At 70.3% G+C, this 23,910-nt stretch carries 19 protein-coding genes and 1 pseudogene; 12 read left to right on the top strand and 8 right to left on the bottom strand.

All coding sequences use genetic code 11. From position 1 onward, the window contains the following. The gene (locus AB0959_RS22975; RefSeq protein WP_366828326.1) at positions 1-549 is read right to left on the bottom strand and encodes a TetR/AcrR family transcriptional regulator; all 549 of its coding nucleotides are present in this window, start codon (positions 547-549) and stop codon (positions 1-3) included. A 125-nt stretch (positions 550-674) separates the two neighbouring features. On the opposite strand from AB0959_RS22975, the gene AB0959_RS22970 reads away from it, so the two are divergent. The 4 genes from AB0959_RS22970 (at position 675) to AB0959_RS22955 (ending at position 4,482) form a co-directional block, all read left to right on the top strand. Beyond that, a complete protein-coding gene (locus AB0959_RS22970; protein WP_366828325.1) occupies positions 675-1,133 on the top strand; it encodes a nuclear transport factor 2 family protein in 459 nt (152 codons plus the stop codon). Positions 1,134-1,160: 27 nt separating this feature from the next. Beyond that, positions 1,161-1,724, top strand: coding sequence for a flavoprotein (locus AB0959_RS22965; protein WP_366828324.1), 564 nt, complete (start codon positions 1,161-1,163; stop codon positions 1,722-1,724). A 308-nt stretch (positions 1,725-2,032) separates the two neighbouring features. Further along, positions 2,033-3,514 (top strand): APC family permease, encoded by a 1,482-nt coding sequence (locus tag AB0959_RS22960; protein WP_366828323.1) that lies wholly within the window; start codon positions 2,033-2,035, stop codon positions 3,512-3,514. Positions 3,515-3,525: 11 nt separating this feature from the next. Further along, positions 3,526-4,482, top strand: a complete 957-nt coding sequence (locus AB0959_RS22955; protein WP_366828322.1) for a hypothetical protein — start codon at positions 3,526-3,528, stop codon at positions 4,480-4,482. 100 nt (positions 4,483-4,582) lie between these two features. Here AB0959_RS22955 and AB0959_RS22950 read toward each other — a convergent pair. Further along, positions 4,583-4,948 (bottom strand): annotated as a pseudogene (locus AB0959_RS22950) (excinuclease ABC subunit A); the annotation flags it as partial. Further along, on the bottom strand, positions 4,949-5,755 hold the full coding sequence (locus AB0959_RS22945; protein ID WP_366828321.1) for a phytanoyl-CoA dioxygenase family protein: 807 nt from the start codon (positions 5,753-5,755) through the stop codon (positions 4,949-4,951). It abuts the pseudogene before it with no gap. Between the two features lie 70 nt (positions 5,756-5,825). Here AB0959_RS22945 and AB0959_RS22940 point away from each other — a divergent pair, with 70 nt between their 5' ends. Beyond that, positions 5,826-6,728, top strand: a complete 903-nt coding sequence (locus tag AB0959_RS22940) for a helix-turn-helix domain-containing protein (RefSeq protein WP_366828320.1) — start codon at positions 5,826-5,828, stop codon at positions 6,726-6,728. 132 nt (positions 6,729-6,860) lie between these two features. Here the strand turns inward: AB0959_RS22940 and AB0959_RS22935 are convergent, their stop codons facing one another. Further along, complete coding sequence (locus tag AB0959_RS22935; RefSeq protein ID WP_366828319.1) at positions 6,861-9,272, bottom strand: SpoIIE family protein phosphatase; 2,412 nt, start codon at positions 9,270-9,272, stop codon at positions 6,861-6,863. Positions 9,273-9,556: 284 nt separating this feature from the next. On the opposite strand from AB0959_RS22935, the gene AB0959_RS22930 reads away from it, so the two are divergent. Together AB0959_RS22930 and AB0959_RS22925 are read left to right on the top strand one after the other, a co-directional pair. After that, on the top strand, positions 9,557-12,661 hold the full coding sequence (locus tag AB0959_RS22930; protein ID WP_366828318.1) for a glycoside hydrolase family 2 TIM barrel-domain containing protein: 3,105 nt from the start codon (positions 9,557-9,559) through the stop codon (positions 12,659-12,661). Positions 12,662-12,865: 204 nt separating this feature from the next. After that, positions 12,866-15,115, top strand: a complete 2,250-nt coding sequence (locus tag AB0959_RS22925; protein ID WP_366828317.1) for a glycoside hydrolase family 9 protein — start codon at positions 12,866-12,868, stop codon at positions 15,113-15,115. 126 nt (positions 15,116-15,241) lie between these two features. On the opposite strand, the gene AB0959_RS22920 is transcribed toward AB0959_RS22925, so the two are convergent. After that, positions 15,242-16,414: an epoxide hydrolase family protein gene (locus tag AB0959_RS22920; RefSeq protein ID WP_366828316.1), complete on the bottom strand. Its 1,173-nt coding sequence runs from the start codon at positions 16,412-16,414 to the stop codon at positions 15,242-15,244. Between the two features lie 82 nt (positions 16,415-16,496). On the opposite strand from AB0959_RS22920, the gene AB0959_RS22915 reads away from it, so the two are divergent. From AB0959_RS22915 to AB0959_RS22900, 4 genes are all read left to right on the top strand, one after another. After that, entirely contained in the window at positions 16,497-17,072 is a 576-nt protein-coding gene (locus tag AB0959_RS22915; RefSeq protein ID WP_366828315.1) for a CGNR zinc finger domain-containing protein, read from the top strand. A gap of 369 nt (positions 17,073-17,441) precedes the next feature. Beyond that, positions 17,442-17,687, top strand: coding sequence for a hypothetical protein (locus AB0959_RS22910; RefSeq protein ID WP_366828314.1), 246 nt, complete (start codon positions 17,442-17,444; stop codon positions 17,685-17,687). Positions 17,688-17,690: 3 nt separating this feature from the next. Beyond that, entirely contained in the window at positions 17,691-18,071 is a 381-nt protein-coding gene (locus AB0959_RS22905) for a toxin Doc (RefSeq protein WP_366828313.1), read from the top strand. 735 nt (positions 18,072-18,806) lie between these two features. Continuing rightward, positions 18,807-20,672: an RICIN domain-containing protein gene (locus AB0959_RS22900; protein ID WP_366828312.1), complete on the top strand. Its 1,866-nt coding sequence runs from the start codon at positions 18,807-18,809 to the stop codon at positions 20,670-20,672. 102 nt (positions 20,673-20,774) lie between these two features. On the opposite strand, the gene AB0959_RS22895 is transcribed toward AB0959_RS22900, so the two are convergent. Beyond that, positions 20,775-21,938 (bottom strand): lactate 2-monooxygenase, encoded by a 1,164-nt coding sequence (locus tag AB0959_RS22895; protein ID WP_366828310.1) that lies wholly within the window; start codon positions 21,936-21,938, stop codon positions 20,775-20,777. Positions 21,939-22,025: 87 nt separating this feature from the next. Further along, complete coding sequence (locus AB0959_RS22890; protein WP_366828309.1) at positions 22,026-22,592, bottom strand: hypothetical protein; 567 nt, start codon at positions 22,590-22,592, stop codon at positions 22,026-22,028. Positions 22,593-22,953: 361 nt separating this feature from the next. On the opposite strand from AB0959_RS22890, the gene AB0959_RS22885 reads away from it, so the two are divergent. Further along, positions 22,954-23,388, top strand: a complete 435-nt coding sequence (locus AB0959_RS22885; protein WP_366828308.1) for a protease inhibitor — start codon at positions 22,954-22,956, stop codon at positions 23,386-23,388. Between the two features lie 151 nt (positions 23,389-23,539). On the opposite strand, the gene AB0959_RS22880 is transcribed toward AB0959_RS22885, so the two are convergent. Further along, positions 23,540-23,731 carry a hypothetical protein gene (locus AB0959_RS22880; protein WP_322726490.1) on the bottom strand — a complete coding sequence of 64 codons (192 nt, stop codon included), beginning with the start codon at positions 23,729-23,731 and terminating at the stop codon, positions 23,540-23,542. Between the last annotated feature and the right edge of the window lie 179 nt (positions 23,732-23,910).

The raw sequence follows: 23,910 nt of genomic DNA, 5'->3' as shown, positions 1-23,910 counted from the left end.
TCACGCCTTCAGCAGGACCCCGGCCGCACTCCGAGCCTGACCGGCCGGCTCCGTGCTCCCGGTGATGCCCGCGGTGACCATGGCGCCCTCGGCCAGCAGGAACAGCTGGTCGGTGAGGGGGCCCGGCAGGCCGGCGGCGGCCACGACGTGGTCGAGGTAGTCCCGGAACGCCTGCTTGTGCGCCCGCACCTGGGCCACCACACCGTCCGAGGTGGCGCCCAGTTCGCCGTAGGAGTTGATCCAGGCGCAGCCCCGGAAACCGGGCTCGCCGAACCACGTCTCCAGCCAGTCGAAGACCGCCAGGACCCGCCGCCGTGGGTCCTCGTGCCGGTCGACGAACTCGGCCAGCCGCTGCCGCCAGCGCACGTCGCGCCGTTCCAGATACGCCACCACCAGCTGCTCCTTCGCGGGAAACAGCTGGTAGAGCCGCTTGAGCGACACGCCGGACGCGCTGCGGACGTCGTCCATGCCGACACTTTGGACACCGCGCCCGTAGAACAGCTCCTCGGCGGCGTCCAGCGCCCGTTCGCGGGCTGTCGCGCTGTCCATGTACGGGCACTCCTCGTACGGGCACTCCTTGACCGGAGAACGAGCGTTCTCTACGTTAGCAGCCGGACCGGAGAACGCTCGTTCTCCCGTCTTGTCCACCACGATTGCCCCGGAAGGACGCGACCATGACCGACCGCCCGCCCCTGCCGCCCTTCACCCGTGAGACCGCCGCGCGGAAGGTCCAGGCCGCCGAGGACGCCTGGAACACCCGTGACCCCCACAAGGTCTCGCTCGCCTACTCCGAGGACTCGGTCTGGCGCAACCGCGACACCTTCGTCGCCGGCCGCGAGGAGATCGTCGCGTTCCTCACCGCGAAGTGGGAGCGCGAGCGGGAGTACGCGCTGCGCAAGGACCTGTGGGCCTTCGACGGCAACCGCATCGCCGTCCGCTTCCAGTACGAGTCACGCGATGCCGACGGCCAGTGGTGGCGTTCCTACGGCAACGAGCTGTGGGAGTTCGACGAGCACGGGTTGATGACCCGGCGGGAGGCCAGCATCAACGACGTACGGATCGAGGAGAAGGACCGGCGGGTCTTCGGGCCCCGGCCGGAGGCGGAGCATGGGCAGTCGTTCCCCGTTCAGTAGGGATTGCGAGTTCAGTAGGGTTCCCGGGTGACCGAACAGGCCGAGAAGCCCTTCCTCTACGTCGTCGTCTGCGCGGCCGGAATCGCCGCGGACGTCGGCAGGCTGATCACCGCGGCGCTGGGGCGGAACTGGGACGTCGGTGTGATCGCCACCCCGGTCGCCATGGGCGGCTTCTTCGACACCGCCGCCGTCGAGGCACAGACCGGCCGGCCCATCCGCTCCGCGTGGCGGTCCCCGGGCGACCCGCGCCCCTTCCCCGCGCCCGACGCCGTGGTCGTCGCGCCCGCCACCTTCAACACGATCAACAAGTGGGCGGCGGGCACGGCCGACACCCTCGCCCTCGGCACCCTCTGCGAGGCGTACGGCCTCGGCGTCCCGATCGCCGTCCTGCCCTGTGTGGCCGACGCGCTGGCGGCCCACCCCGCCTACCGCGCGAGCCTCGCCCGGCTGCGCGAGATGGGCGTCCGGTTCGGAGACCCCTACTCCGGCGAACCCCGGCAGAACGGCGAACGCGCCGAGTTCGCCTGGGAGCGGGCCCTCGATCTGCTCACCCCCGACGCGGACGGCGACCGGCCCGCCGTCACACGCTGAACTCGGGGGAAACACCGCGGCGACGGCCGTTGGCATCAACCGTGCCGATGGGACCAAGTGTGAAGTCTTGACCAAGGAATCACATTACTCACTGGTTTATCTTGAATGGTCAAGAAGCACGGATATCATCGCTCGCACACACGGAGATCGTCCGTCCATTCCAACGGTGCGGGGCGGTCACGTCACCGTTCCCAGCCCCGGGCCCGAAGCCCTCCCCCTCCGGGTCCGAGGCTGTGCCATCCCCCGACACCCCCCACGCCGACGGGCGATGCCGCCTGCGCGCGTGCGAGCACGAAAGCGGCGCACCCATGAGCAACTTGAGGGGCAGAGGCCTGCAGGCCAATGTCCTCGGCATGTTCGACACGGTGGTGATGGCGGTCGCGGGCAGCGCGCCGGCCTACTCCATCGCCGCCACCACCGCGGTGCTCGTGGGTGCGGTGGGCCTCGCCAGCCCCGCCGCGCTGCTGTACTGCGCGATACCCATGCTGGGCATCGCCCTGGCCTTCAGCTACCTTGGCCGCATCGACGTCAACGCGGGCGCCAGCTACTCCTGGGTGGGCCGCACGCTTCACCCCTTCCTCGGGTTCATCAGCGGCTGGGCCCTGGTGATCTCCGCGACCATCTTCATGGTGGCGGGCTCCCTGCCCGCCGGATCCATGACGCTGTCCCTGTTCGACGAGAACCTCGCGGACAACACCGCGCTGGCCACCACGGTCGGCGCCTTCTGGTTCCTCGTCATGCTGTTCGTCGTCCTCGGCGGCGCCCGCCTCACCGTCCGCGCCCAGATCATCATGTCCGGCATCGAACTCGTCATCCTGGCAGCGTTCGCCGTCGGCGCGCTGCTGCACAGCGGCCACGCCCGCGCCTTCGACTGGTCCTGGCTGGGCTTCTCCCACTTCAACGGCATGACCGGCTTCGCGTCCGGCGCGCTCATCGCCGCCTTCTACTACTGGGGCTGGGACGTCACCAGCAACCTCAGCGAGGAGACCCGCGACAGCCGCCGTACCACCGGCCTCGCCGGACTGATCGGTGTGGCCATCGTCTTCCTGCTCTTCGAGGTCTTCACCATCGCGGTGAACGTCATCCTCAGCGACAAGCAGATCCAGGACAACGACGCCAACGTACTGGCCGTCCTCGGCGACGAGATATGGCCCGGCTGGGGTGGCAAGCTGCTGATCGTCGCCGTGATGCTGTCCACCATCGCCACCCTGGAGACCACGCTCATCCAGGTCACACGCTCCCTGTTCGCGATGGGCCGCGACCGTACGATGCCCGGGGCACTGGGCCGGGTGCACCGGAAGTGGAACACCCCGTGGATGGCCATCGCCGTCGTCGGCGCGGTGGCACTGGTGCTGTTCATCGCCTCCAACGCCCTCGGCTCGGTCGGCGACATCCTCTCCGACGCCATCTCCGCGATCGGCCTGCAGATCGCCGTCTACTACGGGCTGGCCGGCCTCGCGGTCGTCGTCGCCTACCGCAAGATGCTGCTGAAGTCACCGTCCAACTTCCTCTTCGGCGGACTGTGGCCGCTGCTCGGCGCCCTGTTCATGTTCTGGATCTTCATCGAGTCGCTCGGCGAGCTGAGCACCACGGCCGTCGCCATCGGTATCGGCGGGCTCGGCGTCGGCCTGATCCCGATGCTCTGGTACTGGAAGCAGGGCAGCGACTACTACCGGCCCGCCAGGCTGGACGCCGCCCAGGCCGTCGACCTGGACCACTCCGCAGACGGGTACGCCGCCGCGGCGGCCGAACAGTCCCGCGTCCACGAGGGTCTCCCCACCGACTTCTGAGAGGGCCCCCGATGGCGCGAGAGCGCTTCACACCCGACTTCGACCCCGACTGCGGGGACGCGGCCCTCACCAGCGCCCGGCAGGACATCGTCATCGGCCGCTGGCAGGGACTGCGAGAGCTGCTGCGCGCAACCCCCGCGTGGCTGCCCCGGGGCCACCGCGTCCGGCTGCTCGCCCAGGCCTGCGCCGGCACGTCGACGGCGGAGGCCTGGCTGTCCGCGGAACCGCACAGCGCCGACGCCCTGGTGCTGCGGGCCGCGACCGAGACGGCACGGGCCTTCCACCTGGCCATCGCCGCGGGCCGGGGCGCCGCCATCGACCGGCAACGCGTCGACAGCGCGGCGATGGCCTGCTTCGACGCCGCGGACGCGTATCCGGACGACCCGACTCCGTGGATCTCCCTGATCTCCGTGGCACGGCTCTACCCCGGAGGGGTGCGCCGCCAGGAACTGGCCCGCTGGTGGGACGAGGTGTACGACCGTGACCCGTACAGCGTGGAGGGCCACCTCCAGGTCCTGCACTACTACTCGTCGCGCTGGCACGGCTCGCACGGCCTGATGTACGACTTCGCGCGCGACGCGGCCGGCGTGGCACCGCCCGGCTCGGCGCTGCCGGTGCTCGTGCAGTACGCCCGCGTCGAGGAGTACCGCTCCCTCCAGGAGGAGGTACAGGGAAGGAAGGCCGCCCTCGGCCTCGGCCAGCACTGGAACAACGAGGGCGCCGCGGGCGACGTACGGCGCACCTGGCAACGCTGGATCGCGCACCGGGTGGACGGTCCGGTCGAACCCGGAGAACTGCGCGACGTCAACTACCTCGCACACGCCGCCTGCCTGGCCGGACTGAAGGACGCCGCCGCACCGCTGTTCCGGCTGCTCGACCGCCGCGGCACACGCACACCGTGGTCGTACACCGGGGACCCGGAGAAGCAGTTCACCAAGTGGCTCAAGGAGTTCACGCCGCGCGGGTGACCCGGGACGGCTCCCTGTCCGTGACGCTCACGTCACCCCACCTCCAGCAGCGGGCGCAGGAACTGCCCGGTGTACGAGAACGGACTGGCCGCCACCGGTTCGGGGAGTCGAGGACGTACAAGGGGCGTCCGCGCGTTCGGCGCTGGAGCTCGGAGGCGAGCTTGACGCGCTGAGCCTCGCCGCCGGACAGCGTGGTCGCCGGCTGGCCGAGCCTGAGGTAACCGAGCCCGACGTCGTGACGGGAGATGATCCGGTGTCCGTCGAAGAAGGCCAGGCCCTCCTCGACGGTCATGGCGAGGACGTCGGCGATGGAGCGGCCCTTGTAGTGGACCTTCAGCGTCTCCCGGTTGTACTGGGCGCCGTGGCAGACCTCGCACGGCACGTACACGTCCGGCAGGAAGTTCATCTCCACCCTGATGGTGCCGTCGCCGTAACAGCGATCGCAGCGCCCGCCCTTGAACGAAAATCAGTGCGCGCCCGCGGCCTCGAACTCCGTGCCGCACGGACCCGCGCCCTCGCTCTCCGCCAGGGCGACGGGATCGCCGCTCATCGTGAGGGCGTGGTAGAACGCGCCGATGCGCTCGGTGGAGCGGCCGACGTAGTGGCCGATGAAGGAGCGGCGGAAGCGGTCGGCGGTGCGGTTGGGCTGGGAACCGTGCACCAGGCTGCCGTTGAAGAACAGCACGTCACCCGGCTCCATGTCGACGGGCACGGCGGTCAGGCCGGGCGGCGGCGGCACGTACTCCCGGACGAAGGACAGTTCGGCGTCCGCCTCCTCCGGGCAGAACAGGTCCATGCGGTGCGTGCCCGGCACGACCTCCAGACCGCCGTTGTCCCGGTCGATCACGTCGCACGCGATCCACGCGGCCACACAGGTGCCCGGCTCCACCCGCAGGTAGAAGTTGTCCTGGTGCAGCGCCTGACCGCGGGCGCCCGGCGGCTTGAAGTAGAACATGCTCTGCGCGGCCAGGACCTCCTCGCCCAGCAGCTCTTCGAGGATCTCCCGCAGCCGCGCGTCGAGGAGGACGCGCAGGGACAGGTCGTTGATGCGATGCGGGTGCATGACCCGGGGGTAGGTGTTCAGCGGGTCCGCGGGGTTGTCGACCCCGCTCGTCCGGGGCTGGAAGTGCCCCGGGACGGGGCCGCCCGCCCGCAGTGCCGCGAACTCCGCGCACAGGTCGTCGATCTCGGCGGCGGAGAACAGCCCGCGCACCACCAGACAGCCGTTCTCTTCGAAGTCGGCCCTGCGGTCCAGCCTGTCCGTGACTGTCATCCGTGTGTCCCTTCTCATCGGCGCCCCTCCTGCTCCACGCTAGGTCGGAGCGTCTTCCGGGAGGATGCCCATGCGTGCTGACAACTTGTCCGAGACCGCTGCCCCGTCGCCGCCGGCGGGCCTGGTGACCGTCGGGCGCTTCGACCAGGGACCCGGCTACCGGATCAACCGGCCGGGCGGATCGGACAACTGGCTGTTCACCTGGACGACGGACGGCGCAGGACTGCTGCGCCAGGGCGCGACCGAGGTGGTCGCGGGCCCGGGCGATCTCGTCGTCCTGGGCCCCGGTGTGCCGCACCGCTACGCCGTCCTGCCCGGCGCCGAGCACTGGGCGTTCTGCTGGGCCCACTGCCCGTCCCGGACGTCATGGGCCGACTGGTTGCGGCCGTACGGGATCGGCGACCGCCTCTACGCCGTCACGCACACCCACGGAGGCGTCCGGGACCGCGTCACCACCGCGTTCGGCCGGATGATCGCCGACGCACGCTGGACGGGGGAGGGCGCACCACCGGCCCTCGAGGGGTCTCCGGCGGTCGGTGAGGTGGCCGTGGCACACGGCACGGCGGCCCGTGAGCTGGCCCTGTGCTCGCTGGAGGAGGTCGTGCTGCTCGCCACGGCCCGTGTGGAGGGATCGGGCCGGTCGGAGGTCGATTCCCGGATCCTGCGGGCGGAAGGACTGATCGCCGCGGACCCGGGCGCCGCGCACACCGTCCGCTCCCTCGCCGCGCGCGTCTCGCTCTCGCCGTCCCGGTTCGCGCACCTGTTCACCGAGCAGCTCGGCCTCTCGCCGATGCGGGCGCTCCTCGATGCCCGGCTGGTGCACGCGGCCCGGCTCCTCGAAGCGACGGACCTGCCGGTCGAGCGGGTGGCTGCCGCCTCGGGTTTCCGTAGCCCTTTCCACTTCAGCCGGGTGTTCAGACAGCGGTACGGGGTCCCTCCGGGGGGTTACCGGGATGGAGTGAGGGGCGGTTGACGATGCTTGCGCAGCCGCCGTAGGGGTGGGGTTGTTCGGCGGCTGCGGGTCTGATGTGGCTGATCCGGTGGCCGCCCTACGACAGAACCCCCATGGCGGGTGTGCGCCCCGCCGGCCTGGCCCCACCGTCACTCAGCTCTCCGCCAGGCTCAGCTCCGCCCAGATCGTCTTGCCCTCTCCCGTGTGGCGGCTGCCCCACCGCTGGGTGAGCTGGGCCACCAGAAGCAACCCCCGCCCGCCCTCGTCGAACGTCTTCGCACGGCGCAGGTGCGGAGCGGTCCCGCTGCAGTCGGACACCTCACAGATCAGCGTGGAGTCGTCGTGGATGAGCCGCAGCTGGATCGGTGGCGCGCCGTGCCGGATCGCGTTGGTGACCAGCTCGCTCACCACGAGCTCCACGGTGAACGCCATCTCGGTCAGTTCCCACGCCGCCAGCTTGTCCAGGACGTACTGGCGGGTGCGGGCGACGACAGCGGGGTTGGCCGGCAGCGCCCAGGTCGCGACCTGGGAGGGCTTCAGCCCGCGGGTCCGGGCCAGCAGCAGGGCCACGTCGTCCGGCGCCCCGGACGACGGCAGCATCGATCCCATGACGTCCTGGCAGACCTCGTCCAGGGAACCGGTCGAGCCGGACAGGGCCAGGGTCAGCAGCTCGTGGCCGGCGTCGATGTCCCGGTCACGGCTCTCGATCAGCCCGTCGGTGTAGAGGGCGAGCATCGTGCCCTCGGGCAGCTCCAGCTCGGTGGACTCGAACGGCAGCCCGCCGAGACCCAGCGGCGGCCCCGCCGGCACGTGCACGTCCAGTCGCCGTCCGTCCGGCGCGAGCACCACCGGCGGCGGATGTCCCGCCCGCGCGAAACTGCACAGGCGGCTGACCGGGTCGTACACCGCGTACAGGCACGTGGCCCCCACCTCGGTCACCCCTTGGGCACCGGCCTCCTGCGACAGCCGTACGACGAGGTCGTCGACATGGGTGAGCAGCTCGTCCGGCGCCAGGTCGACGTCCGCGAGCGTACGGACGGCCGTACGCAGCCGTCCCATCGTCGCCGACGCCTCGATTCCGTGGCCGACGACGTCACCGACCACCATGGCGACCCGCATGCCCGACAGCGGGATCACGTCGAACCAGTCGCCGCCCACGCCGGCCTTCGCCGCAGGCTGGTAGCGCGACGCCGCCTCCAGCGCGGGCATGCTGGGCAGTGTCTGGGGGAGCAGGCTGCGCTGGAGGGCCAGCGCGGTCTCACGCTCGCGGGAGAAGCGGCGGGCGTTGTCGATACAGACACCGGCGCGGGCCGTAACCTCCTCGGCGAGCATCTCGTCGTCGGGGGTGAACGGGTCCTTGCGCTGGAACCGGGTGAGCACGGCCACGCCGAGGGTCGTGCCTCGGGCCCGGATGGGGACCGACATCGTGGCGTGGATGCCGTACTCCTTGACCCGCGCCGCGCGCACCGGGTCCCAGTCGAGCCACTTCGCGAGCGTGCTGGCCGGGTCCGTCGCGACGACCGTCCGCCCGGCCGTCAGGGAGGCGGCCTGGGGTGAGGTGGCCGGGTAGACGTCCACGCCTCCCAGCTCGACCACGGCCTCGGGGCTTCCCGGGTTCACCGACTGGTGGGCGGCGCGGCGCAGCGTGAACGGCGCGGACAGCGGTCCCGCGGCCGGCTCGTCCCCGTGGACCAGGGACTCCATGAGGTCCACGCTGACGAAGTCGGCGAGGGTGGGCACGCACACGTCCGCCAGCTCCTGGGCGGTGCGCGTCACGTCGAGGGTGGTGCCGATGCGGATACTGGCCTCGTTCACCAGCTGCAGCCGTTGCCGGGCCTGGTACTGCTCGGTGATGTCGTGGCCGGTCACGCAGACCCCGATGACCTGGCCGTCGGTGTCGGTCAGCGGGGCGATCCGTGCCGACCAGGCGTGCGCCCCGTCCTCGTCGGCGGCCCGCAGGAAGGTCTGCACGTCCTTGCGGCGGCCGCTGCCGAGCACCTCGCGCAGCTGCTCCTCCAGTTTCTCGCCCTGCCGGCCGCCCACGATCTCGTTCATGTGCAGCCCCCGAAGGTTCTCCTCCGGCATGCCGACGGCGTCCGCCATCACGTCGTTGATGCCGCGCAGCCGCAGCCGCTCGTCGAACACGGCCGCCGCGCACGGCGACTGGGTCATCAGCGCCGCGGAGAGAGGCTCGTCGCGACTGAGCGGGCCGGGGTCCTCCAGGGGGCAGAGAACCAGCCAGCCGCCGTCCCCGTCACCGTCCGCCGCCCGGCGGAGGTGGGCGAGCAGCCACACCGACACCGTCCGGCCGTTCTGGTGACGCAGGGGAACCGTGCCGCTCCACACGGGGCTGCCGGACGGCGGCTGCCGGACGGAACCGCCCGGGGCGAGCAGACGCCCGGCGGAGCGGCCCAGGACGTCCGGCTCCGACCAGCCGAGCAGCCGACGCGCGCCCTCGTTCCACTCGACGACCGACCCGTCGGCGGCCACGATCGCTCGTGCCGTAACAGTGCCGTCGAAGGAATACGCCGGGGCGTCACCTTCTGTCAGCTTGCGGCTCCTCATCGTAGCCATATTCCATTTCGCAGGGCCGAACGCGCATACGGGCGAAATCCAGCCTAGTGCGTCACCGTGCCGTGCACGCGGGATGTGGTGTGAGCGGGTGGATCGATCAGTGGTGGCGCTGCGCCAGGGCGGACGGAAGTGGCGGGACGGGCCCTTGACGCGTCTGTGTGTCACAGCGTCAGAATCTGTTTGCTCACGAGCAGTTGCGTGTGAGCGCTTGTGGGCTCTTGCGCTTCTTGTGTGCCACGGATTCGTCCAACCGCACGTCCGACGAAGGGATGACCATGACGGTCACGCGCAGGTCGTTACTGATCGCGGGTTCCGCCGCGCCGATGGCGGGTGCGCTCGCGGGCACCGCCGTCGCCGCCGAGGCCCGGGCCCGGCCGGGCCGCGCCACCTCGGGGCACACGATCGACCTCCGCGACGGCTGGCGCTTCGCGCTGGTCAACCCCGGCGGCATCACGGACCCGACCGGCGGCTACGCCGACGCCATGAAACCCGGCTACGACGACTCGGCGTGGCGCCAGGTGGCCGTGCCCCACGACTGGAGCATCGAGCAGACCCCCACCACCGAGCTCGGCGCCACCAGCGGCACCGGTTTCCTCCCCGGAGGCCTCGGCTGGTACCGCGTCTCCTTCACCCTCCCGCCCGCCCTCGCCGGCAAACGCGTCTCGGTGGAGTTCGACGGCGTCTACATGGACTCGTACGTCTACTGCAACGGCACCGAGGCCGGCCGCCACCCCTACGGGTACACCGGGTTCGCGCTCGACGTCACCGACCTGCTGCACACCGACGGCACCACCCCCAACGTCATCGCGGTCAAGGTCCAGAACCGGCTCCCCAGCAGCCGCTGGTACTCGGGCAGCGGCATCTACCGCCCGGCCCGGCTCGTCGTCACCGATCCCCTGCACGTCCAGCGCTGGGGCACGTACGTCACGACGGAGGAGCTCACCGACGACCGCGCCCTCGTACGGGCCCGGACCACCGTCGTCGACGAGTCGGGCACCGGCGGAGAGATCACCGTGAGATCCCGGGTCGTGGACCCCGAGGGCCGCACGGTCGCCCGCGCGGAGTCCACCGTCACGGCCGCCGCGGATCCGGAGACCGCGACCCACGAACTCGCCGTCCCGGACCCCAAGGTGTGGGACATCGACACCCCCCGGCTCTACACCCTGCGGACCGAACTCCGGGTCGACGGCCACACGGTCGACACGTACGAAACCCCCTTCGGCATCCGCCACTTCACCCTTGACGCTGACAACGGCCTCACTCTGAACGGCCGTTACGTCAAACTGCAGGGCGTCAACCTCCACCACGACCTCGGCGCCCTCGGCTCGGCCGTCCACGTGGACGCCGTCGAGCGGCAACTGGTCATCATGAAGAGCATGGGCGTCAACGCACTGCGCACCTCCCACAACCCGCCCGCGCCCGAGGTGCTCGCGGCCTGTGAGCGGCTCGGCATCGTCATGATCGTGGAGGCCTTCGACTGCTGGCGCAGCAGCAAGACCCGCTACGACTACGGCCGGTTCTTCGACGAGTGGTCCGACCGGGACATCGCGGAGATGGTCCTCGCGAACCGCAACTCGCCCGCCGTCATCATGTGGTCCATCGGCAACGAGATCTCCGAGTTCACCTCCACCGCGGGCCTCACCATCGCGGACCGGCTGATCGCGGGGGTGAAGAAGTACGACGCCACCCGCCCCGTCATCATCGGCTCCCACCGGCACCGCAGCGTGCCCGCCGAGGGCTCCCCGGCCGACCTGATCCTCGCCAAGCTCGACGGCCTGGGAGTCAACTACAACTCGGCCGCCTCGGTCGACGCCCTGCACGCCCGCTACCCGAAGCTGTTCCTGTTCGAGTCGGAGTCCTCGTCGGAGACCTCGACCCGCGGCACCTACCAGGAGCCGGAGCGCCTCAACACGGGCGAGAACCACACCCCGGGCAAGCGCGCGACCTCCTCGTACGACAACAACCTCGCCACATGGACGTACAGCGGCGAGTACGGGCTGAAGAAGGACCGGGACCGCAAGTGGTTCACCGGGGAGTTCCTGTGGTCCGGCATCGACTACATCGGTGAGCCCACGCCGTACGACGTGTTCCCCGTGAAGGCGTCCTTCTTCGGCGCCGTCGACACCGCCGGGTTCCCCAAGGACACGTACCACCTCTTCAGGAGCCAGTGGACCGACGAGCCCATGGTCCACCTGCTGCCCATGACCTGGAACCACGCGGAGGGCGACACCGTCGAGGTGTGGGCCTACTCCAACGTCGACACCGTCGAGCTGTACCTCAACGGCAAGTCTCTCGGTGCAGGGAAGTTCGACAGGAAGAAGACCGTCGACGGGCGCCCGTACCTGGAGACCACCGAGGCCAGCGGCGACGACAAGACCGTCACCTCCGGCCCCTACCCGGGCAGTTACACCAGCCCGAACGGCAGCGCGGGCAAGCTCCACCTCACCTGGAAGGTCCCGTTCAAGCCCGGTGAGCTGAAGGCGGTGGCGCGCCGTGACGGCCGGACGGTCGCCACGGACGTCCTGCGCACGGCGGGCAGGCCGCACGCGGTCCGTCTCACCTCCGACCGCAAGTCCCTCGCCGCCGACGGCCGTTCACTGTGCTTCGTCACCGCCGAGGTGGTCGACGCCCGGGGAGTGGTCGTCCCCGGCGCCGAGCACCTGATCACCTTCGACGTCGACGGCGGCTCGCTCGCGGGCCTCGACAACGGGCGCGAGGAGAGCGCCGAACGCTACCAGGCCACCACCCGGACGGCCTTCCACGGCAAGGCACTCGCGATCGTGCGCTCCGGTACCGAGGCCGGTTCCCTGAAGGTGACGGCGCGCGCGGAGGGGCTGCGCACGGGCGCGGTGACCGTCCGCGCCACCCAGGCCCGCTCGAAGGCGACCACGCCACCGGCCGAGTTCGAGGCGGAGCATCCGTCATCCCCGAACTACCCGTTCGCCGACGCCAGTTACTCGGGCCGCCCCGACACCCTCCCGGCCGCCATGCTCGACGGCGACCCGTCCACCGGCTGGTCCAACGCGTTCAGCAAGGCGGCCACGGCCCTGCTGCCCGCGTTCAACGGTGCCCGCGCCGAGGACTGGGTCTCGGTCGACTGGGGCCGGCCCCGCACGGTCGACCGGGTGGAGGTCTCCTTCACCGTCGGCGCCGCGCACACCCTGCCCGCGTCGGTCGAGGTCTCGGTCTGGGACGGCAGGCGGTACGTGCCCGTCGAGGGCGTGAAGACCGAATGGGCCACGGAGTCCGACGCCTCCACGGTGATCACCTTCGACGCGGTGCGCGGCACCCGGCTCCGGCTCCTGATGACCAGCGCCCACCCGGGCGACGCCAAGGGAGCGGTACGGATCAGCCGCCTGGAGGTGCCGGCGACCGGCTGACCGAAGTGGAGCGACACTGACCGACACTGACCGAATGCGATGCCGTCGCGGTCCGGACCGGAGCCAGTCCTGTCCGGACCGTTGACGTGCTGTCACGTCTCGAACAGCATGGCCTGCGTCCGTATCTGGGAGCGCTCCCACACCCTGCGCCACCTCCATCGCGCCCCCACCTCTGTGCGCCCCACCTCTCCGAGGAGCCCAGACGTGAAACGACGCAGAACCACCCTGCTCGCCGTGACGGCCCTCCTCGCGGCGGCGATCACCGCGCTGCCGGCCGGGCCCGCCCAGGCCGAGGAGGTCGAGCAGGTCAAGAACGGTACCTTCGACACCACCACCGCACCCTGGTGGACGACGAGCAACGTCACCGCCGGCCTGTCCGACGGGCGGCTCTGCGCCGACATCCCCGGAGGCACCGCCAACCGCTGGGACGCCGCCGTCGGCCAGAACGACATCACCCTCGTGAAGGGGGAGTCGTACCGCTTCAGCTTCACCGCCTCCGGCGCGCCCGAGGGCAACGTGCTGCGGGCGATCGTCGGGCTGTCCGTGGCGCCGTACGACACCTATTTCGAGGTGAGCCCGCAGCTGAGCGTCTCGGGCAACGCGTACTCGTACACGTTCACCTCGCCCGTCGACACCACCCAGGGGCAGGTCGGCCTCCAACTCGGCGGCGGTGCCGACCCGTTCCGCTTCTGCATGGACGACGTGTCCCTGCTCGGCGGGGTGCCGCCCGAGGTCTACGAGCCCGACACCGGACCGCGGGTGCGCGTCAACCAGGTCGCCTACCTGCCCGCCGGGCCGAAGAACGCCACCCTCGTCACCGACGCCACCGAGAAGCTGCCCTGGCAGCTCAAGAGCGCCTCGGGAACCACGGTCGCACACGGCTGGACCGTGCCGCGCGGCCTCGACGCCTCCTCCGGCCAGAACGTCCACTCCATTGACTTCGGCGCGTACCGCAAGCGGTCCGAGGACCTCACACTGGTCGCCGACGGGGAGACGAGCCGCCCGTTCGACGTCGACCCGGCCGCCTACGAGCAGTTGCGGCTCGATTCACTGAAGTACTACTACACCCAGCGCAGCGGCACCGAGATCCGCGACGACCTGCGCCCCGGCTACGGCCGCGCGGCCGGCCACCTGAACGTGGCACCCAACCGCGGTGACAAGGACGTGCCCTGCCAGCCGGGCGTCTGCGACTACACGCTCGACGTCACGGGCGGCTGGTACGACGCCGGTGACCACGGCAAGTACGTGGTCAACGGCGGCATCTCCGCCTGGGAGCTGCTGTCCACGTACGAGCGCTCCCTGGTGGCCCGCACCGGGCAGGCCGACAAGCTCGGCGACGGCACGCTCGCCCTCCCGGAGAGCGGCAACAAGGTGCCGGACGTACTGGACGAGGCCCGCTGGGAGCTGGAGTTCCTGCTGAGGATGCAGGTGCCGGAAGGGCAACCGCTCGCGGGCATGGCCCACCACAAGATCCACGACGAGCAGTGGACCGGGCTGCCCCTCATGCCGAACGCCGACCCGCAGAAGCGTGAGCTGCACCCGCCGACGACGACGGCGACCCTGAACCTCGCGGCCACCGCCGCCCAGGCGGCCCGCCTGTACAAGCCGTACGACCGCGCCTTCGCGGCGAAGGCGCTCAAGGCGGCGAGGACGGCCTGGGCGGCGGCCCTCGCACACCCCGCCACCTACCCCGACCCGAACGACGGCATCGGCGGCGGTACCTACGCCGACGACAACGCCACCGACGAGTTCTACTGGGCGGCCGCCGAGCTCTACCTCACCACGGGCGAGAAGGAGTTCGCCGACCACGTCCTGAACTCCCCGGTCCACACGGCCGACATCTTCGGCGGCCTCGGCTTCGACTGGTCCAGGACGGCGGCGGCCGGCCGCCTCGACCTCGCGCTGGTCCCGAGCAAACTGCCCGGCCGCGACAAGGTGCGCCAGTCCGTGACCAAGGGCGCCGACCGCTACCTGGCCACCCTGAAGGCACATCCGTACGGCATGCCGTACGCACCCGACAAGAACCAGTACGACTGGGGCTCCAGCCACCAGGTCCTCAACAACGCGGTCGTGATCGCGAGCGCCTACGACATCACCGGCGCCTCGAAGTACCGTGACGGGGCGATCCAGAGCATGGACTACATCTTCGGCCGCAACGCCCTGAACATGTCCTACGTGACGGGCTACGGCGAGGCCAACTCGCACAACCAGCACAGCCGTTGGTACGCCCACCAGCTCGACCCCGACCTCCCGAACCCGCCCCGCGGCACGCTCGCGGGAGGCCCCAACTCGAGCATCCAGGACCCCTACGCGCAGAGCAAACTCCAGGGCTGCGTCGGCCAGTTCTGCTACATCGACGACATCCAGTCCTGGTCGACGAACGAGCACACGATCAACTGGAACGCGGCGCTGGCCCGGATGGCGTCGTTCGTGGCGGACCAGACCCAGGCGTGACCTGGGCGTCCTCACCGTGCGGCGGGCTTGGGACGGCACACGCCCGCCGCACGGCCGCGGAGTCATGCGTCTGGCAACGCCTTGAGCCGGATCAGGCGGTGACCGAGTGCCGGCACCCAGCCGCGTTCACCGATGAGCGGCCAGCACTGCCGCGAGGCCCTCTTGGAGATCTTTGACGAAAAACTCGGGGACCTCCAGCGACGGGAAATGTCCCCCGGTTTCGGGCGACCTCCATCGGACGATCTGTCGGTACCGCTCCTGTGCCCAGGGGCGCGGACACTTCTCGACGTCGCGGGGATACATGGTGAGTGCTGACGGGACGTCGACCCGAAGTTCGGGATCGAGTGAGTTGTGGCTCTCGTAGTAGATGCGGGCCGCCGATGCGCCGGTCCGCGTCAGCCAATACAGGGTGACGTCGTCAAGAACGCGGTCCCTGGAAATCCTCTCGAACGGGCTGTCTTCGGTGTCCGACCACTCGGCGAACTTGTCGAGGATCCAGGCAAGAAGCCCGACCGGTGAGTCGACGAGCGAGTAGCCGATGGTCTGCGGTCGGGTCGCCTGCTGCTTCGCGTACGCCCCGCGGTGGCGCCAGAAATCGCGGCTTTCCTCGGCCCACTTGCGCTCGACCGCCGTCAGCCCGTCCGTTGTCAACCCGGGTGGTCCCTCCGCGAACGTTGTGTGGATGCCGAGAACGTGCGCCGGGAACCTGCCGCCGAGAACCGTGGTGATATTACCTCCCCAGTCGCCGCCGTGGGCTGCGAACTTGCTGTAGCCGAGCCTTCCCATCAGTTCCACCCATGCGGCCGCGATCTTTTCGGTTCCCCACCCGGTGGTGGCCGGCTTGTCGCTGTAACCAAAGCCCGGTAGCGATGGAACCACGACGTGGAACGCCGGCGCGTCTGCGTCTTTCGGATCTGCCAGCTCGTCCACTACATCGATGAATCGAGCAATGCTGTCCGGCCAGCCGTGCGTCAAGATCAGAGGAGTGGCATCCGCGCGCGCGGATCGTCGATGCAGAAAGTGGATTCCCAGACCATCAATGGTCGTGCGGAACTGACCGATCCGGTCAAGGCGCTCTTCGAACGACCGCCAGTCGTACCCGGTGCGCCAGTAGTTCACGACATCGACGAGGTCGGCGAGAGGAACGCCCTGTTCCCATCGGCGAGGGCCGGGCGCGGCGCGATGGACCGTCTCAGCCTCCGGTAGCCGCGCCGCGGCCAGTCGGGCGCGCAGATCGTCGAGGTCGGCGTCAGTTGCGTGGGCTTCGAATGCTTGCACGTCGCTGGTTGGACGGGGCATGAGACCTCCTGGCCATCGCGGAACCGGCTAAGACGGTTCTAGCAGTTCTCCGAGCCACGCTGCAACCGGCTAAGGTGGTTCCATGCGTGCTGCGTTCCCTGACTTCCGCCTCGGCAAGGTGCTGGCGACCAGCTTCACGGGGACTCTGTCGGAGCGTCATGGCGACGCTGTGGAGCGCATTCCCACGCCGCACCGACTCGTCGACTGGCTGGCAGTGAACGGCCTCGCCGTGGACTCCTGCACCCCTGCCCAGCTCGACCTCGCTCGGGAACTGAGGGAGTCGATCCATGCCGTCGCGACGGCCGCCGCGATCCAGGACGCTCTCCCTGCGTCCGCTGTCCAGGTCATCAACGACTGCAGCGCTCAGGGGCGGGCCGCGGCGATCCTGACGCCCGAGGGTGAGCGGCGATGGCGGCTCAGCTCGGCTTCCTGCGTAGAAGACGCCCTCAGCGTGATCGCCGCCGACGCGATCAGCATCATCGCAGGCGAACGAGACGGAAAATTGGCCTTGTGCGCATCACCAACCTGCCAAGCCGCCTTCTTCGACACGAGCCAGAGCCGCACCCGCAAATGGTGTGACATGAACACGTGCGGGAATCGTCAGAAGAAAGCGCGCTTCAATGCCAACCAGCGCAAAAGCCCCAGATCAGCGGAGTGATCTTTACCTCGGTACATCCAAGTGGGCCCCACGCCTGCGACGCACCTGTCGCGCCGAGAACTGCAGACCGCGCCCCTGGCGGAGCGCGGCGCGGCGACAGGCGCGGGCAGGGCATGGGTGAAGCAGCGGTACTCGCCGGAGCCGAAACGGTGCGGAGCGAGGGTGTGAGCGCGCATCCGTACGCGTCCAGTTCCCCGGCCAGAGCGGGCCAGTCGGCCTGGCCCGGCGAGTCCGCCGCGCGGCCGGCCCCCGAACCGACGGGAATTTCTGACATCGGGCCCGTGGCCCTGGGTACTTCTGGTACCGCAGTCCATACGCCGTGACCTGCGGGTATTTACGAGTAAGTACCCGCGAGGTACCGTGAGCGGCATGCCAGCCCTGAATGTGGAGTTCAGCGACCGCGAGCTAGAGGACCTGCGGCAGATAGCCAAGGAGCGCGGTACGTCCATGAAGGCGCTCGTGCGCGAGGCGGCCGCGGCCGACATAGTGCGCCACCGGGCCCTGAAGGAGGGCGCCGAGGCCTTCCGCCAGTTCTTCACGACGCACGCGGACGAGTTCGCCGCCGCCTTCCCAGAGGACGAACCGGCCGCCAAGCGTGAGGGACGGGCCGTCTGACCGATGACTCCTCCCGTCATCCACATCGACGTGCCCTGGCTGCTCCAGCGCCACGAAGAGGTCCTGCCCGACCAGCCGACGGTCAACGACTTCTCCGCCCTCGTCGCCGCCGTGGCCCGCCACCGCGTCGACCCGCCGCGCCTCGGCGTGGACTCCGACCCGGCCTGGCGCGCCGCGGCCCTGCTGCACACGCTGGCCCTGCTCAAGCCCCTGCCGTCCGCCAATGCCCGTTTCGCCTGCGCGACCGCCGTGGCGTACATGTTCGTGAGCGGCGTCGGCATGGACCCGCCGTACGGAGCTCTCGTGGACCTCGCGCGCGACCTGATCTCCGGCAAGGTGGACGTGTACGGCGCGGCGGACCGGCTGCGGTCCTGGCAGATCTGAGCGTCCCCGCCCAGCGTGCCCACGTCACCGTCCATGTCTCCGCCCCCCGAGGGCGCCGGACACCGTCGCCCCGTCCGGCCGCTCCCCAACAGCCGCGAACCTCGAGCGATTCGGTGTCCGGCCCGGCCCTCGGGGCCGCCGACCCAGGGCGGGAGGATCAGGGTCGGCGGCCCATTTCGCGCGGGAGAGCCGCCGTCCCACGCGGGGCCTGATGAGTGGCCGGACCCCAGTCGACTACGAAGGGCGTGGACGTCGGGAGCGTGTGTGCGACCCTGGTGCGTGCGTCCGGTTCACACGGGGCACCTGACACGTGAACACCCGTACGGGGTGGACGAGTTGCCCGCGCGACACGCCCGGGTGACGACGGGGTCGAAGTGTTCCGAACGGGCGGTCACCAGCGCCTCGGGGCGTTCTCACCTTTAACGTGTCCAGCAGGGTGCCTTCTGACTTTCCTTCAGTGGGGCTGATGTTGCCCAAGTGCCTTGTTAGCCATGAGTAACTTGTGCAAGGGTGAACTTCCCTGCGTACGGGCATTGGCCAGGTCTGAAACGCCACTCGGCTTTCGGTTCGTCGACGGGCTCAAAAGGCCCTCGGCCGACGGCCACCGTGCGGCTCCGTCAGTCCCCAGGAGCCGCTTTCCCGGCGCATCGCCAAAAAGGTCCGCACCAAGCGGGACGCGCCTTTTCGGCAACCATCTTCGTGTGCCACCTTTGAGCCTCGGAAGGAAACCGCTCTGTGCACACCCCCCACCCCCCTCGCCCGTCCTATCCGCCCCGCCCGGGCGTGGTACCCGGGGTATCGGACGAGAACCTCGCCGCCCAGCTGAGAGGCCGGCCGGAGAGCGAGGCCGGCGATCCCGTCGCGGTGCTGATGTCACGGCACTGGCAGTCGACGCACGACTACGCGGTCATCTGCCTCGCTTCTTCGGCGAACGTAGCCTCGATGGTCACGGCCGCCTCCTTCCACCGGGTGCTGGAGGGGCTGATACGGGGGGAATCGGGCGTCGCCCTGCGGCCCCGCCTCCTGGTGACCGTGCGGGACATGGTCAAGGAGTGGTCCGCGGAGGACGAGCTCTCCAGCGTTCTGCCGGACCTGAGAAAACCCGCCGGGGGCCGCGGTATGCGTGCCGCGAAGTCCATGACCCCGGAAAATCGCAAGCTCGCGGAACGCTCTTTCCAGGCCCTGCCCGGGCTCGCCCAGTGTCTGCTGTGGCACACCGAGGTGGAGGCGGAACCGATAACCATTCCCGCCGGTCTGCTGGGCATGGGCCCCGACACCGCGGCGGCGACGCTGGAGCAGGCCCGCGAGCAATTCCGCCAGGGCTGTGTACGCGCCCACCGGGAACTGGCGCCGACCAAGGATTGCCGCTTCTACAACCGGCTGCTGGATGTCCCCATTCGGCGAGGCGGCGCTCTGCTCCCCGATGTGCAGCAGCATCTCCTGGAGTGCCGTTACTGCCGCTACGCCGCCGAGCAACTCAGCCATTTCGAGGGTTCCCTGGGCGGTCTGCTCGCCGAGGCCGTGCTCGGCTGGGGCGCGCGCCGCTACCTCGACTCGCGGCCGGACCGCAGCCCGCACGGCGGTTCACGCCAGGGCGGTGGCCGACGCGCCGCGAACAGCGGCCGGCACCGGCTGTTGTCCCGGATCCCGCCGCAGCGCCGCAACCGCGGCACGTCCGGACCGCGCAACAACGGCAGGGCCCTGCTCACCGGTGTCGGTGCCGCCTCGGGCGCCCTGCTCGCGCTCGTCCTTGCCGTGGCGATGCTCTCGGACGACGGCAGCGGCGCCGACCCCGCAGCGTCGACCAGCGCAACCGGCGACCGCAGCACGGCCCCCGAGCCCGGTGGCACGCCCTCGGCGACGTCGTCCCCGCCGCCCGACTCGGCCGGCCTGCCCACGACCCCCGACCAGACCCGGCTGCGCAACGTCGCCGCCGACCTGTGCCTCGACATCCGCGGGGGCAAGGCGAAGAAGGGCGCCGCGACCGAACTCGCGGTGTGCTCGGCCGACTGGACGCAGAAGTGGTCGTACGAGGACGACGGTCAGCTGCGCAGTGTCGCCAACCCGCAATTCTGCCTGGACTCGCACGTGGACGCCGGAGTCGTGGTCCTGGGCGAGTGCGCCTCGGAGAAGTCCGACCGCGCCGACGACGTGCGCTACGACCTCACCGTGCAGGGCGAGTTACTGCCACGTTGGGAGGAGGAGCTCGCCGTCGCGCCCACCAACTCGGACCCGAAGGCCGACATCGTCGTCAAGGTCCGGGACGGCTCCGACACGCAGCGCTGGGCGACCGACGGCACATCGGCCACTCCCGAGTCGCTGTCGATCGCCGGCTCCGACGCCCCGTCGGTCGAGTCCACCGCCGCGGGGGAGCCCCTCGCCGAGCGGGAGAGCGGAGTGGTGCGGGCACCGGGACAGGCGGACGACCCCGCCGTGACCGGCGTGTCGGAGCACCTGGAGGACGGCACGGTCATGTCCGCCGGCGACGGCACGGGGTCGGCGAGCGACGCGACCCCCGGCGCCGATGACACGAGCAATGCGCCCGACCTGCCGTCGGCGGTGCGTCTGCCCGCCGTCGCGGTCGGCGATCTGTTGGCCTGACGGCTTCGGGGCGCCCTGGCAGCCGTCAGGGCGCCTCTGCCCGTCGTCCGGCGCCGTGCGCGGGAAGCGTCCCGCCTCGGCGGTTCGGGTCTCGTGAGGGCTTCAGGCCTCCTCGATGTCGTCGGCGCCGACCGTCCCCGGCCCGGCGTGCCCCGACAGCGCGAGGGTCAGGTCGAACTCCGCGAGCAGACAGCGGATGACGTGCTCCACGCCCGCCTGCCCGTCGAGGGCGAGACCGTACACGTACGGGCGCCCCAGGAGGACGGCGTCGGCGCCCAGCGCGAGTGCCTTGAACATGTCGTCACCGGTGCGGACGCCGCTGTCGAAGAGCACGGTCATCCGGTCGCCCACGGCCTTGGCCACCCGGGGCAACGCGTCGGCCGCCGCGACCGAACCGGCCACCTGGCGGCCGCCGTGGTTGGAGACCACCACCCCGTCCATCCCGGCGTCGAGGGCGAGCCGGGCGTCGTCCGGGTGCAGGATGCCCTTGAGGACGATCGGGCCGTCCCAGTTCTCCCGCAGGAACGGCAGGTCCGGCCAGGTCTTGCCGGGGTCCCCGAACAGGTTCACGAAGTGCAGAACGGCCGCGTTCGGGTCCTCGTGCACCGGCTTGGCGAGGCCCGCCTGGAACGCGGGGTCGGAGAAGTAGTTGGCGGTGCCGACGCCGTGCAGGAACGGCAGGTACCCCCGGTCCAGGTCGCGTGGCCGCCAGGCGAGCAACGGCGCGTCGAGGGTGACGACCAGAGCGGAGAACCCCGCCGCCTTCGCCCGGTTCAGGAAGCTCCGGGCCACCTCCCGGTCCTTCGACCAGTACAGCTGGAACCAGCGCTCCGCGTCGCCCATCGCCTCCGCGACCTGCTCCATGGGCGTGCTGGAGGCCGACGAGAGCACGTACGGCACGCCCTGCGCGGCTGCGGCCCGGGCGGCTCCGGACTCCGCCTCCGGGTGCATGATCGACAGCACGCCCACCGGCGCCAGTGCCAGGGGCACGGGCAGCGCACGGCCCAACACCTGGACGGACAGGTCCCGTTCGTGCACGTCCCGCAGCATCCGCGGCACGATCCTGCGCCGTTCCAGCGCGGCCCGGTTGGCGCGGGCGGTGCTGCCGTCACCCGCGCTGCCCGCCACGTAGCCCACGGGACCGGGCCCGAGCCGCTGCTCGGTGAGCTCCTCCAGCCGCGTCAGATCGGTGGGCAGCCGCGGCACGGCACCCCCGAGGCCGTTCAGATAGATCTCGTACTGGAAGTCGGCCCAGTGCTTGGCCATGTGTACGTCCCGCCTCTCGTCCCAGGATCATTGGTACGCGTACCCCGTGAGGGGCGCGGGGCTGTACTGAATGCGCGTCGTTCTCACTCACTCCTCACCAGGCGATTCGTCCTCCGGCTCCGCCGCGTCCCCCTCCCGGTCAGGCCCCCGCCCCCGTACCCGCTGCACATGCTCCAGCGACTCCCGCAACTCCGTGAGCCAGTCGTCGGTGTGACGCTGCACCAGGCGCACGCACCAGGCGAGGGCGTCGCTGCGACTGCGGGCGACGCCGGCCCCGATGAGCGTGTCGAGGACCTGCCGCTCCGACTGACGCAGCCGCGTCATCACGGGCGCCGCGATGTGCGTGAACAGGGCGCGCTCACCCGCGCACTCCACGCCCCAGGAGACCTTCCTGCGGAATCGGTGCTCCGCCTCGCGCGCCACCGCCATCCGCTCCTCGCGGGTGCGCTCGCGGAACTCCTGGACACGGGCCCGCACGGCCGCCTCCTTCTCGGCGGCCGAGGTGTTCTCCGCGAGACGGGGTGCGGGGACGCGGCCGATGACCGTGATCTCCTCGCGGTCGACCGTCACCTCCACGAGGCCCTCGAAGAGATCGTCCGGCAGGCGGCCGGTGAACCAGCCGCGCAGTTTCTCGTGCTGTTCTGTAGTAATCATGTAATGACGATTACTCCGCTTTCACATGAACGCAAGAGGTGCGGGAGGTGTTCGCGGAGGGCTCACAGCGGGTGGAAGCGGAAGGTTTCAGGCCGATTGCTGAGCCGTGCGAATCCAGCCAGGTGAGAGCCCCGGGCGATCGGCGGCCGCTCAGTTCCGGGCCTCAAGCGATCAAGATCCGTGACATCCCGCCACTGATTCAATACTGAAAGTTACTGAAACCCGTGGGGTCGACGTGCCTTTACGGGCGGGACTCGGCAGACTCGCGCTCGCCGATCCGGCACCCGCCCGGACCGCCCGACGCGATCGTGACCCGACCGCGGGCGGCCCGGCATTCCGACCGAGCGGAAGGATGCACACCATGCCGAACACCGCGCGCTGGGCAGCGACTCTCACCCTGACGGCCACGGCCGTCTGCGGCCCCCTGACGGGCAGCGCCCTCGCCTCCCCGCAGGGCGCTGCCGCCGGGCTCTACGCCCCGTCCGCCCTCGTGCTCACCGTGGGCCACGGCCAGAGCGCGACCACCGCCGCCCCCGAACGCGCGGTCACGCTGACCTGTGCTCCGACCTCCTCCGGCACGCACCCGGCCGCGGCTGACGCCTGCGCCGAAATCCGGGCCGCCGGAGGCGACTTCGGCGCCCTCGCCGACAGAGGCGGCGCGGCCTGCACCAAGCAGTACGACCCCGTGACCGTGACGGTCGAGGGTGTCTGGCAGGGCCGGCGCGTCGCCCATGAACGCACCTTCTCCAACGAGTGCGTGAAGAACTCCTCAGGGAGCGTCGTCTTCTCGTTCTGAGAAGCGGGGGTCTTCTGAGGAACGAGGTCGCGCGGTTCCCGTGAGCGGCGACCGAGGGCTCGCGGATGGGGAGTGCGAGCCCGGCACGGGAACCATGCGATCTCCCATCGGGGGCCGGCCGACGGAGTGGGGCCGTCGGCCGGCCCCTGCGTCATTCGGGCGCGACGGTCCAGTGCCCGACCTCGCGGTATCCGGAGTCGTACACGGCCGAGCCGTCCCCCGGATTGAGGTCGTAGTGGTGGAGGTTGCCGCCCCAGTACCGCAGGATCCGGCTCAACTCCTGCACGGTGGTGCCCTCGTTCCAGTCCGCTCCGTCCAGCTCGACTTCGAGAACGAATTTCACGTACGCGCCTCCCTCTCCGGATCGTCCCGGCGCCTGCCGGCACCTCCTTCAATCGTTTCATTGAACTGCCCTTTGAGGCTTGAGTCGTGTCGGTACAGGCCGCGCGCGTGCTGTCGGACCGTCAACTCCGAGTCTTGTCAGAAGTGTTGACCCAGCTCTGAAAACGTTTTAACTTCCCC

Origin of the sequence: Streptomyces sp. NPDC046862 (assembly GCF_040704615.1) — a bacterium.
GTDB lineage: Bacteria > Actinomycetota > Actinomycetes > Streptomycetales > Streptomycetaceae > Streptomyces.
Note: the sequence above shows the minus strand (reverse complement) of the source record. Positions and strands in the feature narration are given on the sequence as shown.

Excerpts from the sequence above, each read along its gene's own strand:
- AB0959_RS22945 (WP_366828321.1), bottom strand. The coding sequence starts at position 5,755 with ATGACAGTCACGGACAGGCTGGACCGCAGGGCCGACTTCGAAGAGAAC.
- AB0959_RS22935 (WP_366828319.1), bottom strand. The coding sequence starts at position 9,272 with ATGAGGAGCCGCAAGCTGACAGAAGGTGACGCCCCGGCGTATTCCTTC.
- AB0959_RS22905 (WP_366828313.1), top strand. The coding sequence starts at position 17,691 with ATGACTCCTCCCGTCATCCACATCGACGTGCCCTGGCTGCTCCAGCGC.
- AB0959_RS22895 (WP_366828310.1), bottom strand. The coding sequence starts at position 21,938 with ATGGCCAAGCACTGGGCCGACTTCCAGTACGAGATCTATCTGAACGGC.
- AB0959_RS22915 (WP_366828315.1), top strand. The coding sequence starts at position 16,497 with ATGCGTGCTGCGTTCCCTGACTTCCGCCTCGGCAAGGTGCTGGCGACC.
- AB0959_RS22920 (WP_366828316.1), bottom strand. The coding sequence starts at position 16,414 with ATGCCCCGTCCAACCAGCGACGTGCAAGCATTCGAAGCCCACGCAACT.
- AB0959_RS22975 (WP_366828326.1), bottom strand. The coding sequence starts at position 549 with ATGGACAGCGCGACAGCCCGCGAACGGGCGCTGGACGCCGCCGAGGAG.
- AB0959_RS22885 (WP_366828308.1), top strand. The coding sequence starts at position 22,954 with ATGCCGAACACCGCGCGCTGGGCAGCGACTCTCACCCTGACGGCCACG.
- AB0959_RS22890 (WP_366828309.1), bottom strand. The coding sequence starts at position 22,592 with ATGATTACTACAGAACAGCACGAGAAACTGCGCGGCTGGTTCACCGGC.
- AB0959_RS22940 (WP_366828320.1), top strand. The coding sequence starts at position 5,826 with ATGCGTGCTGACAACTTGTCCGAGACCGCTGCCCCGTCGCCGCCGGCG.
- AB0959_RS22960 (WP_366828323.1), top strand. The coding sequence starts at position 2,033 with ATGAGCAACTTGAGGGGCAGAGGCCTGCAGGCCAATGTCCTCGGCATG.
- AB0959_RS22970 (WP_366828325.1), top strand. The coding sequence starts at position 675 with ATGACCGACCGCCCGCCCCTGCCGCCCTTCACCCGTGAGACCGCCGCG.
- AB0959_RS22930 (WP_366828318.1), top strand. The coding sequence starts at position 9,557 with ATGACGGTCACGCGCAGGTCGTTACTGATCGCGGGTTCCGCCGCGCCG.
- AB0959_RS22910 (WP_366828314.1), top strand. The coding sequence starts at position 17,442 with ATGCCAGCCCTGAATGTGGAGTTCAGCGACCGCGAGCTAGAGGACCTG.
- AB0959_RS22955 (WP_366828322.1), top strand. The coding sequence starts at position 3,526 with ATGGCGCGAGAGCGCTTCACACCCGACTTCGACCCCGACTGCGGGGAC.